The organism is Agrobacterium sp. NPDC058088, from assembly GCF_042885035.1.
GTDB lineage: Bacteria > Pseudomonadota > Alphaproteobacteria > Rhizobiales > Rhizobiaceae > Agrobacterium.
Genome location: NZ_JBHVSU010000004.1, coordinates 385,582 through 402,122, shown reverse-complemented (window position 1 = coordinate 402,122; position 16,541 = coordinate 385,582). Strand labels below are relative to the sequence as shown.

General features: G+C 59.4%; 15 protein-coding genes. 7 read left to right on the top strand and 8 right to left on the bottom strand.

Features of this window, described 5'->3' with window-relative positions; genetic code table 11:
* The first annotated feature begins 13 nt into the window (after nt 1–13).
* From ACFVTJ_RS15010 to galE, 3 genes are all read left to right on the top strand, one after another.
* Nucleotides 14–358 carry a YqjD family protein gene (locus ACFVTJ_RS15010; protein WP_173992999.1) on the top strand — a complete coding sequence of 115 codons (345 nt, stop codon included), beginning with the start codon at nt 14–16 and terminating at the stop codon, nt 356–358.
* Nucleotides 359–362: 4 nt separating this feature from the next.
* Nucleotides 363–800, top strand: coding sequence for a hypothetical protein (locus tag ACFVTJ_RS15005; protein ID WP_173992997.1), 438 nt, complete (start codon nt 363–365; stop codon nt 798–800).
* 171 nt (nt 801–971) lie between these two features.
* On the top strand, nt 972–1,955 hold the full coding sequence (gene galE, locus ACFVTJ_RS15000; protein ID WP_386908629.1) for a UDP-glucose 4-epimerase GalE: 984 nt from the start codon (nt 972–974) through the stop codon (nt 1,953–1,955).
* An 88-nt stretch (nt 1,956–2,043) separates the two neighbouring features.
* On the opposite strand, the gene ACFVTJ_RS14995 is transcribed toward galE, so the two are convergent.
* Nucleotides 2,044–2,619, bottom strand: coding sequence for a PRC-barrel domain-containing protein (locus ACFVTJ_RS14995; protein ID WP_386908627.1), 576 nt, complete (start codon nt 2,617–2,619; stop codon nt 2,044–2,046).
* 236 nt (nt 2,620–2,855) lie between these two features.
* Here ACFVTJ_RS14995 and ACFVTJ_RS14990 point away from each other — a divergent pair, with 236 nt between their 5' ends.
* On the top strand, nt 2,856–4,574 hold the full coding sequence (locus ACFVTJ_RS14990; RefSeq protein ID WP_386908625.1) for a sensor histidine kinase: 1,719 nt from the start codon (nt 2,856–2,858) through the stop codon (nt 4,572–4,574).
* A 257-nt stretch (nt 4,575–4,831) separates the two neighbouring features.
* Here ACFVTJ_RS14990 and ACFVTJ_RS14985 read toward each other — a convergent pair whose 3' ends face one another.
* Both ACFVTJ_RS14985 and ACFVTJ_RS14980 read right to left on the bottom strand, forming a co-directional pair.
* Nucleotides 4,832–5,815 (bottom strand): sensor histidine kinase, encoded by a 984-nt coding sequence (locus ACFVTJ_RS14985; RefSeq protein ID WP_386908623.1) that lies wholly within the window; start codon nt 5,813–5,815, stop codon nt 4,832–4,834.
* A 101-nt stretch (nt 5,816–5,916) separates the two neighbouring features.
* Nucleotides 5,917–6,711, bottom strand: a complete 795-nt coding sequence (locus tag ACFVTJ_RS14980; RefSeq protein ID WP_386908621.1) for a response regulator — start codon at nt 6,709–6,711, stop codon at nt 5,917–5,919.
* A 138-nt stretch (nt 6,712–6,849) separates the two neighbouring features.
* Between ACFVTJ_RS14980 and ACFVTJ_RS14975 the strand changes: the two genes are divergently transcribed.
* The gene (locus tag ACFVTJ_RS14975) at nt 6,850–7,056 is read left to right on the top strand and encodes a NepR family anti-sigma factor (RefSeq protein WP_386908619.1); all 207 of its coding nucleotides are present in this window, start codon (nt 6,850–6,852) and stop codon (nt 7,054–7,056) included.
* A complete protein-coding gene (locus ACFVTJ_RS14970; protein ID WP_386908617.1) occupies nt 7,056–7,622 on the top strand; it encodes a sigma-70 family RNA polymerase sigma factor in 567 nt (188 codons plus the stop codon). Before ACFVTJ_RS14975 ends, ACFVTJ_RS14970 begins: the two co-directional genes overlap by 1 nt.
* A 57-nt stretch (nt 7,623–7,679) precedes the next feature.
* On the opposite strand, the gene ACFVTJ_RS14965 is transcribed toward ACFVTJ_RS14970, so the two are convergent.
* Nucleotides 7,680–8,150, bottom strand: a complete 471-nt coding sequence (locus ACFVTJ_RS14965; protein WP_386908616.1) for an Lrp/AsnC family transcriptional regulator — start codon at nt 8,148–8,150, stop codon at nt 7,680–7,682.
* 175 nt (nt 8,151–8,325) lie between these two features.
* Between ACFVTJ_RS14965 and putA the strand changes: the two genes are divergently transcribed.
* Complete coding sequence (gene putA / locus ACFVTJ_RS14960) at nt 8,326–12,000, top strand: trifunctional transcriptional regulator/proline dehydrogenase/L-glutamate gamma-semialdehyde dehydrogenase (protein WP_386908614.1); 3,675 nt, start codon at nt 8,326–8,328, stop codon at nt 11,998–12,000.
* 41 nt (nt 12,001–12,041) lie between these two features.
* Here the strand turns inward: putA and ACFVTJ_RS14955 are convergent, their stop codons facing one another.
* The 4 genes from ACFVTJ_RS14955 to ACFVTJ_RS14940 all read right to left on the bottom strand — a co-directional run bounded on the left by ACFVTJ_RS14955 (nt 12,042) and on the right by ACFVTJ_RS14940 (nt 16,382).
* The gene (locus tag ACFVTJ_RS14955; protein ID WP_386908612.1) at nt 12,042–12,869 is read right to left on the bottom strand and encodes an ABC transporter ATP-binding protein; all 828 of its coding nucleotides are present in this window, start codon (nt 12,867–12,869) and stop codon (nt 12,042–12,044) included.
* An 8-nt stretch (nt 12,870–12,877) separates the two neighbouring features.
* A complete protein-coding gene (locus ACFVTJ_RS14950) occupies nt 12,878–13,657 on the bottom strand; it encodes an ABC transporter permease subunit (RefSeq protein WP_386908610.1) in 780 nt (259 codons plus the stop codon).
* Nucleotides 13,658–13,672: 15 nt separating this feature from the next.
* Nucleotides 13,673–14,626, bottom strand: coding sequence for an aliphatic sulfonate ABC transporter substrate-binding protein (locus ACFVTJ_RS14945; RefSeq protein ID WP_386908609.1), 954 nt, complete (start codon nt 14,624–14,626; stop codon nt 13,673–13,675).
* Nucleotides 14,627–14,852: 226 nt separating this feature from the next.
* Nucleotides 14,853–16,382, bottom strand: coding sequence for an aldehyde dehydrogenase family protein (locus ACFVTJ_RS14940; protein ID WP_386908607.1), 1,530 nt, complete (start codon nt 16,380–16,382; stop codon nt 14,853–14,855).
* Nucleotides 16,383–16,541 lie beyond the last annotated feature (159 nt).

The window sequence follows — 16,541 nt, the reverse complement described above, 5'->3', positions numbered from 1 at the left end:
AAGGACTTCACTCATGGCAAGCGTGCGTAGCAGCGTTAATGACAAGATCCAGCAATCCCTCGAAAGTGGTGATGCAGCCGATGTGGCCGCACAGCTCTCCCAGCTTCGCGAAGACCTGGCAAATCTTGCCAAGAGCGTAAAGGCGCTTGGCGTGGGTGCTTCATACGAACTCAAGGCCCAGGCGGCGCGGGTTGCAGACGACGCCCTTTCCGCGTCCAGCGACATGGCTGACACCGTACGCAACGAGATTTCCACGCTGAATGACAATCTGACGGATCAGGTTCAGAAGAACCCCCTTCAGTCGCTCGGCATCGCCGTTGGCGTCGGTTTTGTTCTTGCACTCCTGACGCGTCGATAAGCTCATGCTCGAGGCATTGCTGGTCTATCTGGGGGAGACCCAGCGAGAAGGACGGGTCGTCACGAGACGACTTCGCTCCGTTATCATGCTATCAGTGCTGGCAGGGATATTTTTCCTGATAGCTTTCGTCGCAGCGGTCGTTGCGGGTTCGATCTATCTTGCACGCCACGTCGGAGCTGGACCCGCTGCGCTGGTCGTCGCGGGATCGGCTTTCCTGCTCGGCGTTATCATGCTGGTGGCGCTCGCCATCATCAAACGCCCAAGGGTTTACGCGACCAGACCGATAACACCACTTACAGCCGCGGCACCGTTGGCGGCGGCTCCGCTCGCTCTGCAATCTTTGCTTTCTCTCGCCATCCAGGCACGTCCTTACGCGACACTTGCCGTCGCTGTCGCGGCTGGATTTCTCGCCACAAGAGTGAGTACAAAAAAGACCAAGTAACTTCTTGGCAGCCTCACAAGACCAACCGCGCCTCCAGGCCATGGATGCGCGGTTTTTTTTATGTTACCCGCGAAGGATAGATTGGTTGATGGCGTCCTGCGCCACGCCGCCCTTATTTGAACAAAGTGACATACAGTCTCGGCGCGTCCGTAATTTTCTGAAAGGCAATTGATGAAGAAGAAAGTCCTTGTCGTCGGCGGTGCCGGCTATATCGGTTCGCACACCTGCCTACTCCTGTCCGAGCGGGGATATGAACCTGTTGTTTTCGATAATCTGTCCAACGGGCACGAGGAATTCGTCCGCTGGGGGCCTTTCGAACAGGGCGATATTCGCGACCGGGCGCGGCTGGACGAGGTCTTCGCCAAGCACCAGCCGGAGGCCGTTCTTCACTTCGCCGCGCTGATCGAAGTCGGTGAATCGGTCAAGCAGCCCGTGGCTTTCTATGATAATAACGTCATCGGTTCGCTCAACCTGCTTTCCGCCGCCATCTATGCCGGCGTCACCTCATTCGTCTTCTCCTCCACCTGCGCCACCTACGGATTGCCGGAACAGGTGCCGATCGACGAGACGCATCGGCAGGCGCCGATCAACCCCTATGGCCGCACCAAATGGGTGGTAGAACAGGCATTGAAGGATTACAGCACCTATAAGGGGCTTCGCTCGGTGATGCTGCGCTATTTCAACGCCGCAGGTGCGGATTTCGAAGGCCGCATCGGCGAGTGGCACAAGCCCGAAACCCACGCGATCCCGCTTGCCATAGAGGCCGCACTCGGCCGGCGTCAGGGTTTCAAGGTGTTCGGCACGGATTATGACACCCGCGACGGCACCTGCGTGCGCGACTATATTCACATTCTCGATCTTGCCGATGCGCACGTGCGGGCGGTGGACTACCTGCTGGATGGCGGCGAGACTGTAGAACTTAATCTCGGCACCGGCACTGGTACAACGGTGAAGGAATTGCTGGCGGCGATATCGGAAGTTTCCGGCCGCCCCTTCCCCGTCGAATACACCGAGCGACGTGACGGGGATTCCACAACCCTGGTGGCCAATAACGATAAGGCACGGGAAGTTTTGGGCTGGCAACCGCGTTACACCCTGCACGACATCATCAAATCTGCCTGGGCGTGGCATTCCTCCCGCAACGCTGGCGACTGACGATAAAAAGGCACCGACCCTCAGGTCGGTGCCTCGCGCGGGGCGGCTCATTCAAGCCTGCCTCGCTCCTGCCTCCCAGGTATCCGCATTAGGGCTTGGTGGCAGAGGTTGTTGTGCCGTCAGGCGTAGCCGGTGCAGCAGCATTCTGCTCGCTGGCTTTCTGTTCAAGCGTCTTGAACTCCGGGGCTGCCTTTAGCGTTTCAGCCGTTTCGGTCGTGGTCAGACGAATGGTGCCGTCCTCGACGTTGCGGGTCATCGTAATCTTGTCCATGGGAACGGCAACGTCCTTCGCACCAATTCCCAGGAACCCGCCAACGCCAATCACGGCTGCAACAAGACCACCATCCTGTTCGAGGATGAGGTTGGTGACGTTACCGATGCTTTCATCCGCACCGGTATAGACCGACTTGCCGATATAGTCGTTGGCGCTGACCTGATTTTCAGCCTGCTGGGTGATGTACGCACCGCCGGTCGACGTGGCCGCGCTATCGGCTGCCGTCGGAGCAGTCGGCGTCATCGGCGTTGCAGATGGGCTTGCGGGCTCGGTCTGTGCGCTTGGGCTTGCCGGTGCAGGCTGCGTCGTTCCCTGAGCGATGGCGAGCGGCGCGAAAGCGGTCGTACCCATCAGTGCGGCGGTGAAGATAGTCGCGAATTTCTTGGTCATTTTCGTACCTTCCTTTCATCGTTCTCAACTGGCCGGCGGTAATATTTCCTCCCGCTTCTCGACCGGTTCGATTGGCAAACGGCATGGTTGTTAAAATAGTTCCGATTTTTTCGATCACGGCTTTGGGAGATACCGTGAACCACAACAACCAAAGGTGAAAAATCAGCCATTGCTAACAGAGGACAGCGCGCTATTATTCCTGCTGTAACAATGCCATAACTGCCGGAGTTTTTTACATGCCTGGACCCGGCAACAGACTGAAAGACATGTTCTCGGCTTTGCGTCGGCGCAGCGGAAATTTTTTCCCCACGGCCTCCATCGGCACCTATCTGGTGGTGATGGCAACCGTTATTACGTTGCCGCTCATCCTTTTCGTCGGCTATCTCATGCTGCGCCTCGAGGCAGAAAAACGCGACGACTTGCAGCGGGAAACCATCGAGGACGTGCGGGTGGTCTCCCGCAACATCGACCGTCGCCTTCAGGAAATCTCCACGTCACTCAATCTCCTGTCGCAATTCCCCGAGCTTGAGAGTGGCAACCTCGCAGCGTTTCAGGGACGCGTTGCCGAAAGCCTGAAACGGGAAGGCCTTTTTGCCCTTCTCGTCACCAAGGATGGTCAGCAGCGCCTGAACACGCGCGTTCCCTACGGCCAACCGCTGAGCAACGTGCCTGCTGAAGCACATCTGACCAAAGCGATTGACTCTCGCCGCATCACCGTCTCTGACCTATTTTTTGGTTCCACCAGCAAGGAATGGGTATTCAATGTTACCCTGCCGCTCGATCCGGACCTAAGATCGGCTGGAGACGCCTTGATACTGACGCAGAATGCAAGTGATCTCGGCCGCCTCATTCCAACGGAAAACCTGCCTCGCCACTGGGCGGTCGCCATCATTGATGGCACGAACCGCGTTGTCGTTTCCAGCGAACCCGGTCAGGTCCAGGTCGGACAGCCGTTCATGTCCCCGGAAGTCCTTTCGCAAATGCAGGCCTTCAGCGGCAATTTTTTCGACGGCAAGGGAAATCTCTACGCCTACGCACAACTACCGGGTTGGCAATGGAAGACGGTAATGTGGGGACCGCTTGCCGCAAGCCAGGCGGCGCTGATCGACACCTGGCGGCAGATGATGATCGGCAGTCTTGTGCTGGTGCTGATCGCAATCGGCGGCGCCTATCTCGTCGGCCGGCAATTGCGCAGCTCCATCCGCGATCTCACCCACATGGCCGAGCGAATCGGTGAAGGCGAGATCGTGGCACCCGTCGACACCAAGATAAAGGAGGCGAACCAGGTCGCCATCGCACTCTCCAACGCCTCCTTCGACAGAAGCCAGTCGGAGGAGCGTTTGCAGCTGCTTCTGCACGAACTGGTGCACCGTTCCAAGAACATTCTGACCCTGGTTCAGGCGATGATACGGCAGCTGGGCCGCGAGAATAAAAGCATTCCGGAATTTCAGAAAGAGGTGGACCACCGCCTGCGCGGCCTTGGAATGTCGATCCGCGCTCTTGCGGAGGTTCAATGGCAGGGTCTGCCGATCCGCAAGCTGATCGAAACCCATCTCGATGTTTTCGGCACGGTGGCGGAACGCTTCACGCTGGAAGGCGACGATTTCATGCTGTCTCCTGAAGCGGCGCAGAACTTCGGGCTCGTGGTGCATGAGCTGACGACGAATTCCATCAAATATGGCGCACTTTCGGTTCCGCCGGGAAAAATAACCGTCAGCTGGAAAGCGCTCGAAAAAGACGGCCGGCAGATGATCCATCTGATCTGGACAGAGACAGGCGGGCCGCCCGCAACCGAGCCGAGCCGCAAGGGCTTCGGCACCACGGTCATCAAACGCCATGCGGAAGGCGCCTTCGGCGGGAACGTCATTACCCAGTATCGCGAGACCGGCTTCGAATGGTCACTGGAAGCGCCGATGCGCTATTTCATCCCCAAGCGACCCGAGCAGACACACTAAGGCTCCTGCACCCGACAGCTAAAATTTGGCGATTATCAAAAAAAATGCATTTTGCGGGAACCGAACGCTTCGGCGTGCATTCTTACTGCAGGCCAAGCAATTCCCCCGTCCCCGCCTGAAGCTTGGCCTGAATATAAACGGGTTTCACCCCTGAAAACCCGTCATAAAAATAGCACGGCTCTCCCATGGGCCGTGCTTTTTTTATATGTCTCGGGCTTGGAAACGGTGCGTGGTATCCTCCACGCCCCCACCCCTTTTCAGAAAGCTGCGCCGTCACCCGAAGGGAACGTCAGGCGGTAAACGATCCGCTCGGGCGTTAGCTGGTATTCCGCACTGCCGCCGAGAGCAGAAGGCACCACCTTTTCCAGCACCACGCTGCCGAAACTGCCGTGCCTGGCCGCCGCCGGCTCCTTCGATGGCATCATCGGCTCGTTCCACTCGACGATATAAAAATCACCGTCCTGACGACACTGGAGAGAGATCGGCGGGTGGTATGCCAGATTGCCGCTGTGGCTGACCGTATTGACGACCAGCTCATGGAAGGCGAGCCCGATATAAAGCGCGCCATTCGGGTTGAGCAGCAGGTTTTCGCCTTCCATATGGATAAGGTTCGGATATTCCGGCACGTAAAGATCGAATTGCTGGCGCAGAAGCTCGAATATGCGCGCGCCCCGCCAGTCGGAATCCGTGATGAGATCCTGGCTCTGGGCAAGAGCATGCAACCGGCCGCGGAACTTGCGCAGAAAATCATCCTTGGTGAGGCTGAAACGGGCCGTCTGGCCCGCAAGGCTCTGGATGATCGCCAAGAGGTTTTTGGAGCGGTGACTGACTTCGCGCAAAAGTGAGCGCAGAAGCTGCTCGCGTCGCCTTTCCGCCGTTACCTCGCGGATGGTGGTCTTCATCACCACCTGGTTCGACTGGTTGAAAGTAGAATGGACCTGAAACTGGAAGACACGATCATTGCCGGCATTGACTTCCAGCATGCCGCGGCTGCCCGCGGTGCTCATGTCCTTCTTCAGCTCGGCAAGTCGGGCAGAGAGCTCGACGCCGAAAAGACTTTCATCGGTTGGGCGGGAATCGGCCGGAAGTTTCCAGACATCCGGCAGATTGGCCACGAATATGTAGTCGCGGTTCCAGTCCTGCAGCATGACTGTCTCACCCGAATCGAGCAAGGCGAGGACGAGCGAATCGTGAAGTTCGCTTTCGTCCCTCTCCGCGTTATGCCATGCCAGCCGATGCAAATTCGTCTCCTTGCAGAAAGCCGAAGGACAGCCCCACGACCGTAACCGCCAACGCCCGGGCACCAGACTGGTTCCCGGTCAGTCCGCGGTGTCGGCAAAATTCACGCGGCGACGCGTGAGCTTTCGTTGAAAAACAGCGCCTGGCTGATGAGCGCTTTCACCATGTCCGGGTTAAACGGCTTCGTTACAAGGAAGGTCGGCTCCGGCCGCTCGCCTGTCAAAAGACGTTCGGGGAAAGCCGTGATGAAGATCACCGGGAGGGTGGTCATCTGCAGAATGTCCTTCATCGCATCGAGACCGGAACTGCCGTCGGCGAGCTGGATATCGGCGAGGATCATTTTTGGCTGAGTGCGATGGAAGAGATCGAGCGCTTCCGTATGGGTGCGAGCGATGCCCGTGACGCGGTGGCCGAGATCGGTGACCATCTGCTCGATATCCATGGCAATCAGAGGTTCGTCCTCGATGATCATGATATCGGTTGCCACCTGCCTTGCGATCTCAGAGGCGGCCTCATCGATCAGCTTGCCGACCTGGTCTTCGGACACCTTCAGGACCTCTGCGGTTTCCGATGGCGTGAACTCTTCGACAGTCGTCAAGAGGAAAGCCTGACGGGCGAGCGCCGGCACCGCGGAGAGGTTCGCGGAGGTGCGTTTTTCCCATCCTGACAGGTTTTCGTCGGTCTTAATATTGATCGTCACGGAACTAAAGATCGATACGAACAATTGATAGAGCGAAACACGATCGTTGCTAGTCTGCGGAAAAATGCTGATATCCGCAATCAGAGCTTCGAGGGTGGCGGCAACATAGGCATCGCCCGTCGATTGTGAGCCGCAAACGGCACGCGCGAACCTGCGCAGATATGGCAGGTGCGGTGCGATGCGTGTAGAAACTGACATGGAATTCTCCCCTTTCATGCGGTCTGCAACGCAAACCCACGATACCAACGTGCGCATCGCAAAAAAAGTTCCGGACCGCCGGAACTATTTTTTTTACCGCGCATTCTTTGCCTCGAAACAAAAGGAATACCGGACGTTATGAGCATGTTTCAATCGGACCAAGATCAGCCGGATAATTCGGCTCCGCCCCAGGTTCCACATTCCGGGCGGGCGGTGATTTCCCGTAAGCTCAGAGAGCTTTATGATGCCGTTCAGGATGAAGGCATCCCTGACAAATTCCTCGACCTCCTCGAAAAACTCGATGAAGCCGAAAGCAACGCCAAACTGAAGGCTTCGGGGGAATGATGGGGAAAGAGCCTGAGCAGACAGACTACAATTTCAAACGGGAAATGCTGGCGGCACTGCCGAACCTGCGCGCCTTCGCGATTTCTCTCATCCGTTCGAGGGACCGTGCAGACGACCTCGTGCAGGATACGATAATGAAGGCCTGGGCCAAACAGGACAGCTTTCAGCCCGGCACCAACATGCGCGCTTGGCTGGTAACGATCCTGCGCAACGAATTCTACAGCCAGATCCGTAAGTCGGGCCGTGAAGTGCAGGATTCCGAAGGGGTTTACACGTCGCGCCTTTCCGTTCCGCCGGAACAGCATGGTTCGGTGGACCTTCAGGATTTTCGCTCGGCACTGGCTAAACTGCCTGACGACCAGCGTGAAGCGATCCTGCTGATCGGCGCCTCTGGTTTTGCCTATGAGGAAGCCGCCGAAATCTGCGGCTGCCCGGTCGGCACCATCAAGAGCCGCGTCAGCCGCGCAAGACTGCGCCTGCAGGAATTGCTTGGCATCGAAAACGAAAACGAGTTCGGACCGGATGCGCAGATGAGCGCGGTCACGGCCGCTGCAACGGTGCGCTGAGGAAATTGAACAACGGAAACGGGCAGGCAAGCGCCTGCCCTTTTTTATGCCCGCTTTTCAAATACCCGTTTCCTTGACCGACTGCATAACCACAAAGGTGGAAGTGTTGGCGACGGAGGGCAGGCTCGAGATTTTTTCGCCGAGCACCCTGCGGTATTTGCGAATATCGCTGGTGCGCACCTTCAGAAGATAATCAAAGGCGCCGGCAATCATGTGGCACTCTTCCACTTCCTTGATTTTGCGCACCGCCGTGTTGAACTCCTCCAGCGCCTTTTCCCGCGTGTCCGAAAGCTTGACCTCGGCGAAGGCGATGTGATCGACGCCGAGCTTTTGCGGATTGAGCATGGCCCGGAAGCCGAGAATATAGCCCTCATCCACCAGCCGCTTCAGTCGCGTCTGGCAGGGCGTCTTGGAAAGGCCGACCTTTTTTGAGAGTTGCAGCACGGACATGCGCCCGTCCTCGCTGAGCGCCTCGAGAATCTTGAGATCGAAGTGATCCAGATCGTCTGTTTTCTGACTATTTGCCATGCTAGTTTACGCCATTCTCGATTTATAAAAGTTCATATTACCTATTTTATCCTGAAAATAAGGCCATAGCAATTTCTGCGGCGATGATATTGTAAGCGCCAGGATGACAAGCGGCGGGCGCAGGACGCGCTGCCGCAGACGATCTGCCTTCAACAGCGTTTTCAGGATTTTCAGAATGGCCGATGGTGCAAGCAACGCCGGTGTAGTAGCGAACGGTATCTTCCAGAATTTTGCGCCGCCGGTGCGCGAACAGAGCCTGCTGCGCAAGGCGATCACTGCCGCCTATCGCCGCCCCGAGGAGGAGTGCCTGGCGCCGCTCCTTACGGCGGCGACCGTGACATCCGAACAGGCGAGCGCCATCCGCGCCACCGCCCGCAAGCTGATCGAAGCATTGCGTGCCAAAACCAAGGGCACGGGCGTCGAGGGGCTTGTGCAGGAATATTCACTTTCCAGCCATGAGGGTGTGGCGCTGATGTGCCTCGCCGAGGCACTACTGCGCATTCCCGACACCGCTACCCGTGATGCTTTGATCCGCGACAAGATCGCACGCGGCGACTGGAAATCTCATATCGGCGGCGGCCGCTCGCTTTTCGTTAACGCCGCGACCTGGGGTCTCGTCATCACCGGCAAGCTGACCTCGACGGTCAACGACAGCGGTCTTTCCGCCGCGCTGACCAAGCTGATCGCCCGCGCCGGCGAACCCGTTATCCGTCGTGGCGTCGACATGGCCATGCGCATGATGGGCGAGCAGTTCGTGACCGGCGAAACGATCGGGGAAGCCATCAAGCGCTCGAAGCCATTGGAAGAACAGGGCTTCCAATATTCCTACGATATGCTGGGCGAAGCCGCGACCACCGCAAAGGACGCCGAGCGTTATTACAAGGATTATGAAAACGCTATCCACGCCATCGGCAAGGCTTCTGCCGGCCGCGGCATCTATGGCGGGCCAGGCATATCCATCAAGCTTTCCGCACTGCATCCGCGCTACGCCCGCGCGCAGGCCGAGCGAGTGATGGCCGAGCTTCTGCCACGCGTGAAATCGCTGATGCTGCTCAGCAAGAAATACGATATCGGCCTCAATATCGATGCTGAAGAAGCCGACCGGCTGGAACTGTCGCTCGACCTTTTGGAAGAACTGGCGCTCGAAAAGGACCTTGCCGGCTGGAACGGCCTCGGCTTCGTGGTACAGGCCTATGGTCGCCGCTGCCCCTTCGTTCTGGACTACATCATCGATCTCGCCCGCCGTTCGGGCCGCCGCATCATGGTGCGTCTCGTCAAGGGCGCCTATTGGGATGCAGAAATCAAGCGCGCGCAGGTCGAGGGGCTGGAAGACTTCCCGGTCTTTACCCGCAAGGTGCATACCGATGTCTCCTACATCGCCTGCGCCCGCAAGCTGCTCGACGCACGCGATCTGGTGTTCCCGCAATTTGCGACGCACAACGCACAGTCCATGGCGACGATCTACCATCTTGCCGGTCCTGACTTCAAACTCGGCGACTATGAGTTCCAGTGCCTGCACGGCATGGGCGAGCCGCTTTACAGCGAAGTCGTCGGCAAAAAGAAACTCGACCGGCCCTGCCGTTTCTATGCGCCGGTCGGCACCCACGAGACGTTGCTGGCCTATCTCGTCCGCCGCCTCCTGGAAAACGGTGCCAACTCCTCTTTCGTCAACCGTATTGCCGATCCCGCCGTGCCGGTGGATTCCCTCCTGGAAGACCCGGTCGCGGTGGTGAAGGCCTATGCCGTTCCCGGCGCGCGTCACGATCGCATCGCTGCCCCCGAAGGCCTGTTCGGCCCGGAACGCAAAAATTCCGCCGGCCTTGATCTCTCCAGTGAAACAACACTCTCCGCTCTCGACAAAACCTTGAAGGCGGGTGCGACGACGGCATGGAAAGCAGCCGCACCACAGGCGGCCGGCCAGACGCGCCCGGTCCTCAACCCAGGTGACCACACCGATATCGTCGGCCATGTCACCGAGCCGACTGAGGACGATGTGAAAGCCGCCATGCAACGGGCAGCGGCGTCGAACTGGCCCTCCACCCCGGTGGAAGAACGCGCCGCCTGCCTGGAACGCGCCGCTGACGCCATGCAGGCCGAAATGCCTGCGCTGCTGGGCCTCATCATGCGCGAGGCGGGAAAATCCATGCCGAACGCCATTGCCGAAGTGCGCGAGGCCATCGACTTCCTGCGTTATTATGCAGCGGAAGCCCGCAGGAATTTCACCGTCGGAGAAACGCCGCTTGGCCCGGTCGTCTGCATCAGCCCGTGGAATTTCCCGCTCGCCATCTTCATCGGTCAGGTGACGGCAGCGCTGGTTGCGGGCAACCCTGTTCTGGCAAAGCCCGCCGAAGAGACCCCCTTGATCGCCGCGCAGGGCGTACGCCTGTTGCATGAAGCAGGCGTTCCTGAAGACGCCGTGCAGCTTCTGCCGGGCGACGGTAAGACGGGCGCAGCGCTCGTCGGTTCGCCATTGACGGCTGGCGTCATGTTCACCGGCTCCACGGAGGTGGCGCGGCTCATCCAGGGCCAGCTTGCCGGACGGGTTCTGGCCAACGGCCAACCGGTACCGCTGATTGCCGAAACCGGTGGCCAGAACGCCATGATCGTCGATTCCTCGGCTCTTGCCGAGCAGGTCGTCGCCGATGTCATCGCGTCTGCCTTCGACAGCGCCGGTCAGCGCTGCTCGGCATTGCGCATTCTCTGCCTGCAGGAAGACGTGGCAGATCGCACATTGACCATGCTCAAAGGCGCGCTACATGAACTGCGTATTGGCCGCACCGATCGACTTTCCGTTGATGTCGGCCCCGTTATCACCGCTGAGGCCAAGGGCATCATCGAAAAGCATATCGAAGGCATGCGCACGCTCGGCCACCGCATTGAGCAGATCACGCTTGCGGGCGAGACCGGCAAGGGCACCTTCGTGCCGCCGACCATCATCGAGATGAAGTCGCTTGCCGATCTGAAGCGCGAGGTCTTCGGGCCTGTGCTGCACGTCATCCGCTTCAAGCGCGACAATCTCGACCGGCTGATCGACGAGATCAACGCCACCGGTTACGGGCTAACCTTCGGCCTGCATACGCGTCTCGATGACACGATCGCGCACGTGCTCTCCCGCGTGGCGGCCGGCAATCTTTATGTTAACCGCAACATCATCGGCGCGGTGGTCGGTGTGCAGCCCTTTGGCGGCCGCGGCCTTTCCGGGACCGGCCCCAAGGCCGGCGGCCCGCTCTATCTCGGCCGTATGACGGAGAAAGCGCCGAAGATCGACCGCATTGCCAGCCAGCAGGATCAGGCGGTGGTCGAGCTCGCCCGCTGGCTGGATGAAAACGGTGAGACCGTCGCGGCGGAAGCCGCGCGGCAGGCGGCAGCTCTTTCCGGCCTCGGCTTTGAGACGGAGCTTGCCGGGCCGGTCGGCGAGCGCAATGTCTACGCTTTGCATCCGCGTGGCAAAATCCTGCTGGTGCCGGCAACCGAACAGGGGCTTTACCGCCAGCTTGCGGCAGCGCTCTCCACCGGAAACTCGGTTGTCGTCGACAATGCTTCGGGACTGGAAAAAGCGATCTACGGCCTTCCGGCGACCGTCACGTCACGCATCGTGTGGGCCGATGACTGGGAAAAATCAGCACCCTTCGCCGGTGCGCTGGTCGAGGGTGATGCCGATCGCGTGATCGCGATCAACAGGAAGATCGCTGCGCTGCCTGGCCCGCTGGTTCTCGTTCAGGCCGCGACGACGGAAGCACTTTCCGGCGAAAGCCAGCCCTACACTCTCGACTGGCTGGTGGAAGAGGTGTCCGTCAGCGTCAACACCACGGCTGCCGGCGGCAATGCCAGCCTGATGAGCATTGGCTAAAACATGGAAGCGGCAGGGTTTCGTCCCTGCCGCGCCACCTTTTATACAGTAATATCGCCGCGACCGAAAAGCTGGTTCAGAACCTGTTCCTCCAGCTTGGCGAATTCCGGTGTGCCATGACGGCGCGGGCGCGGCAGTTTCACATCCAGGTCGAGCGCGATGCGCCCCTCATCGATGACGACGATCCGATCGGCAAGTGCGACAGCCTCGGAAACATCATGGGTCACGAGCACGGCGGTGAATTTCTGCTTGCGCCAGATGCGCTCCAGAAGAAGCTGCATTTCGATGCGGGTGAGAGCATCCAGCGCGCCGAGAGGTTCGTCGAGTGCCAGTATCTGCGGATGGGCGACTAGCGCGCGCGCCAGCGCCACGCGCTGCTTCTGACCACCGGAAAGCACATAGGGCCATTCCCCTGCCCGGTCTTTCAGTCCCACCTCGTCAAGAATGGCAAGCGCCTGCTCCTGCGCCGCTCCGCCCTTGGCGATACCGGTCAACCCAACGGAAACATTGTTCGCGATCCTCTCCCAGGGCAGAAGGCGCGGCTCCTGAAACATCATGCGGGTGCGGCTTGATGCATCCTTCGAGACCGTTCCGGTCGTCGGCGTGTCGAGACCGGCCAGAATGCGCAAAAGCGTGCTTTTGCCACAACCGCTCTTGCCGATAATCGCCAGAAACTCGCCTTCCCGCACATCGAGATCGATGCCGCGCAGAACCGGCTTCTCGCCGAAGCTTTTTGTGACGTTGCGGAAACTGAAGGCGACCTTGCCTTCGGCCGGTTTGGCACGGAATTCGGTTGCCGCTTCCGTTTCTGATGGAAGGGAGGGCGTGGCATCGGGGCGTCTCAGCGTCGTCACATTACCGGTCGACATGGGTTACCTCAGGCTTTCTTGAAGGCTGGATGCCATTGCAGGAAGATGCTTTCGAGGAAGCGGGCGAAACTGTCGGCGAGCTTGCCGAGAAGTGCATAGATGAGGATCGAAAGAACAACGACATCGATCAGCAGGAATTCGCGTGCCTGCATGGCCATATAGCCAAGGCCGGAAGAGGAAGAGATGGTTTCCGCCACAATCAGCGTCAGCCACATGATGCCGAGCGCATAACGCAGGCCGGTGAAAATCGAAGGCAGCGCGCCGGGCAGGATCACCCGCCGGAACAGCGTAAAGGGCGTCATGCCATAGGTACGTCCCATCTCCACCAGTTGCGGATCGACGCCCTGAATGCCGAGCAGCGTGTTGATGTAGATCGGGAAAAACACGCCGAGCGCGACCAGAAAGAGCTTCGCTTCCTCATCGATCCCGAACCACAGGATAACGAGCGGAATGAGCGCCAGATGCGGGATGTTCCGGATCATCTGCAGTGTCGTATCGGTGAAGCTGCGGGAAAACTTCGAAAGGCCATTTGCCAGGCCGAAGACGAAGCCGATGGCGCCGCCGATGGCGAAGCCGGCGAGTGCGCGAGCGGAACTGACGCCGATATTGGCGACGAGTTCCCCCGAGAGCAGAAGCCGCCAGAAGGCTTCGGCGACTGCCGAGGGGGCCGGCAGCACATTGGCGGAAATCACCCCCGCGCGCGCAGCCGCCTCCCAACCTGCAAGGATGAGTGCAGGAAGCAGCCAGCCGATGATACCGCCAAACTCGATGCGCTTACTGCTGCTCACGGCGTGTCCTCCGGCTCAGTTCGTCGCGCCTGACCAGACGGCGTCCTTGATACTGATCTGTTTCGGGATCAGGCCAAGACGATAAAAGCGATCCGCCGTTTCCTGTTGGCTGGCGATGATCTTGTCATCGATCTTGGTAATTCCGAATTCCGAACGGTTCGCGGCAAGCGTCTGCGCCTCCAGCGGAACGCCCGTCACCTCATGCAGCGCCGCAGCGACCTTGTCGCGATTGGCGGCAGACCACTTCGCAGCCTCACCGAGCGCATCGATCGTCGTGTTGATGGTGTCGCCATGCGATTTGGCATAATCGCGATTGGCGAGGAAATAGGTTTTGACATCGAGAACGTCGCTGGTGCGCGCAAGCGTAACCGGCTTGTAGCGGGTTTCGGCAATGGCGTAGAAGGGATCCCAGACAGCCCAGGCATCGATCTTGTCGCTGGCAAAAGCGGCGGCAGCATCGGCGGGGCTGAGATAGATCACCTCGATGTCGCTGAATTTCAGGCCGTTCTTTTCCAAAGCTGCCACGAGAAGATTGTGCGCACTGGTGCCCTTGCCGACGCCGACCTTCTTGCCCTTGAGATCAGCCACCGACTTGATGCCGCTCTCAGGCTTGGTAAAGATCGCCTCGCCTTTGCCGTTCGAAGGAAGCGCCGCGACGTAAACAATGGCCGAACCCGCTGCCTGCCCGAAAATCGGCGGCGCATCACCCGTCCAGCCGACATTGATGGAACCAACATTCAGGGCCTCCACCAGCGGCGGGCCTGCCGTGAACTCCACCCAGGAGACCTTGACGCCCTTTGCCTCAAGCGCCTTTTCAATGACGCCCTGCTGCCTTGCGATAACTGGCAGGCCGGTTTTCTGGTAACCGATTTTCAGTTCTTCCGCCGCGTTCGCGGCAAAGGGAAGCACAGAAAAAGCGGCGGCGGCGATAAGACCGGCGGAAAGAGCGCGTCGGGTAATGGCGGGCATTTCATCTCCTATCACCAGCCCCACTGGCCGGTCTGCGATATGGAGCAATGCTAGGGTTTCCAGCAAAAACGATAGAGAGACAATAATTCAATATAACCAATTCCGTGGGAATAAAATTTCGCGGCTCTCGGGCTTTTCCGCAAATATTGGCGGCGACAGTTTTTTGCCTCAGCAAAATGCCGGCGCGAGAGGCGCCGGCATAGGGATCAATCGCGATGTTGTGGGCTTATTCGATATCGAAGGAAACGCCCTGCGCCAGCGGCAGCGCCTTGGAGTAGTTGATGGTGTTGGTCGCGCGGCGCATATAGGCCTTCCAGGAATCCGAACCGGATTCACGCCCGCCACCGGTTTCCTTCTCACCGCCGAAGGCGCCGCCGATTTCCGCGCCCGAGGTACCGATATTGACGTTGGCGATACCGCAATCCGAGCCTTCCGACGACAGGAAGCGTTCAGATTCCTGAATGTCACGGGTGAAGATCGACGAGGAAAGACCGGCGGCGACAGCGTTATGCGCCTCGATCGCCTGATCGAGATCGCTATACTTCATGACGTAGAGGATCGGGGCGAAAGTCTCTTCCAGAACGGGGCCAACCTGCTTGGGCATTTCGACCAATGCGGGCTTCACATAATAGGCGTCTGTCGCACCGGTATCCACGCGGCCGCCGCCATTCACCACGCCGCCTGCCGCCTTGGCAGCCTCAAGCGCCTTCTGCATGCCATCGAAAGCCGCCTTGTCGACCAGCGGACCGACGAGGGCCGAGCTTTCCAGCGGATTACCGACGGAGACGGAACCATAGGCTTTCTTCAGACGCGGCACGAGCTCGTCATAGACGCTGTCATGCACGAAAAGGCGGCGAAGCGTGGTGCAGCGCTGCCCGGCCGTGCCCATGGCACCGAAGGCGATGGCGCGCAGCGCCATGTCGAGATCGGCAGAGGGGCAGACGATGCCGGCATTGTTGCCGCCGAGTTCCAAGATGGCGCGGGCGAAGCGTTTGGCCAGACGCGGCCCGACATCACGGCCCATGCGGGTTGAGCCGGTGGCGGAAACCAGCGGCACCTTGGGATGGTCAACAAGCGCCTCGCCGACGGCGCGGTCACCGATCAGCAGCTGGGACAGGCCTTCCGGCGCGTCGCCGAAACGAGCAACGGCGCGCTCGAAGATGCCCTGAACGGCAAGCGCCGTGAGCGGGGTCTTCTCCGAAGGCTTCCAGACGACCGAGTTACCGCAGACGAGGGCAAGTGCGGCATTCCACGACCAGACGGCGACCGGAAAGTTGAAGGCAGAGATGACCCCGACGACACCCAGCGGATGCCAGGTTTCCATCATCCGGTGACCGGGGCGTTCGGTGGCGATGGTGAGACCATAAAGCTGGCGCGAAAGACCGACTGCGAAATCGCAGATATCGATCATCTCCTGCACTTCGCCGAGACCTTCGGACGGGATCTTGCCCGCTTCCAGCGAAACGAGACGGCCGAGATCGGTCTTGAAGGCGCGCAGCTCTTCGCCCAAGAGGCGGATCAATTCGCCGCGGCGCGGCGCCGGCACGTTGCGCCAGGTCCGGAAAGCCACATCGGCCTTTTCGATCACAGTGGCGACGCCTTCAACCGACACGGTCTTGAGGCTCGCGATCTGCTCACCCGTGACGGGGCTGAAGGACGCCATGTCGCCACCGGTATAGAGATCGCGGGCAACGCCCATCCTGCCGAGAAGGGCCGCAGCTTCCTGTTTCACGTCAAGCTTCGTCATCGCATCCATGTCCATCGTCCTTTTGGTTGAAAGGGGAGGAAAGGCCGTTTGATACGGCGCTTTCAACTCCCATCACTCATCTTTCCCCGAATTTTTCATTCGTTTTCTAAAACTGGGACCGGCCACGCCGGAAAACACCGTTCCATTCTTTCCCGTAATCATATATGA

What these genes read in the sequence shown, in the direction of transcription:
- ACFVTJ_RS14995 (WP_386908627.1), bottom strand. Translation starts at nt 2,619, where the DNA reads ATGACCAAGAAATTCGCGACTATCTTCACCGCCGCACTGATGGGTACG.
- galE (WP_386908629.1), top strand. Translation starts at nt 972, where the DNA reads ATGAAGAAGAAAGTCCTTGTCGTCGGCGGTGCCGGCTATATCGGTTCG.
- ACFVTJ_RS14955 (WP_386908612.1), bottom strand. Translation starts at nt 12,869, where the DNA reads ATGTCGACCGGTAATGTGACGACGCTGAGACGCCCCGATGCCACGCCC.
- ACFVTJ_RS14965 (WP_386908616.1), bottom strand. Translation starts at nt 8,150, where the DNA reads ATGGCAAATAGTCAGAAAACAGACGATCTGGATCACTTCGATCTCAAG.
- ACFVTJ_RS15005 (WP_173992997.1), top strand. Translation starts at nt 363, where the DNA reads ATGCTCGAGGCATTGCTGGTCTATCTGGGGGAGACCCAGCGAGAAGGA.
- ACFVTJ_RS14990 (WP_386908625.1), top strand. Translation starts at nt 2,856, where the DNA reads ATGCCTGGACCCGGCAACAGACTGAAAGACATGTTCTCGGCTTTGCGT.
- ACFVTJ_RS15010 (WP_173992999.1), top strand. Translation starts at nt 14, where the DNA reads ATGGCAAGCGTGCGTAGCAGCGTTAATGACAAGATCCAGCAATCCCTC.
- ACFVTJ_RS14975 (WP_386908619.1), top strand. Translation starts at nt 6,850, where the DNA reads ATGAGCATGTTTCAATCGGACCAAGATCAGCCGGATAATTCGGCTCCG.
- putA (WP_386908614.1), top strand. Translation starts at nt 8,326, where the DNA reads ATGGCCGATGGTGCAAGCAACGCCGGTGTAGTAGCGAACGGTATCTTC.
- ACFVTJ_RS14940 (WP_386908607.1), bottom strand. Translation starts at nt 16,382, where the DNA reads ATGGATGCGATGACGAAGCTTGACGTGAAACAGGAAGCTGCGGCCCTT.
- ACFVTJ_RS14970 (WP_386908617.1), top strand. Translation starts at nt 7,056, where the DNA reads ATGGGGAAAGAGCCTGAGCAGACAGACTACAATTTCAAACGGGAAATG.
- ACFVTJ_RS14945 (WP_386908609.1), bottom strand. Translation starts at nt 14,626, where the DNA reads ATGCCCGCCATTACCCGACGCGCTCTTTCCGCCGGTCTTATCGCCGCC.
- ACFVTJ_RS14980 (WP_386908621.1), bottom strand. Translation starts at nt 6,711, where the DNA reads ATGTCAGTTTCTACACGCATCGCACCGCACCTGCCATATCTGCGCAGG.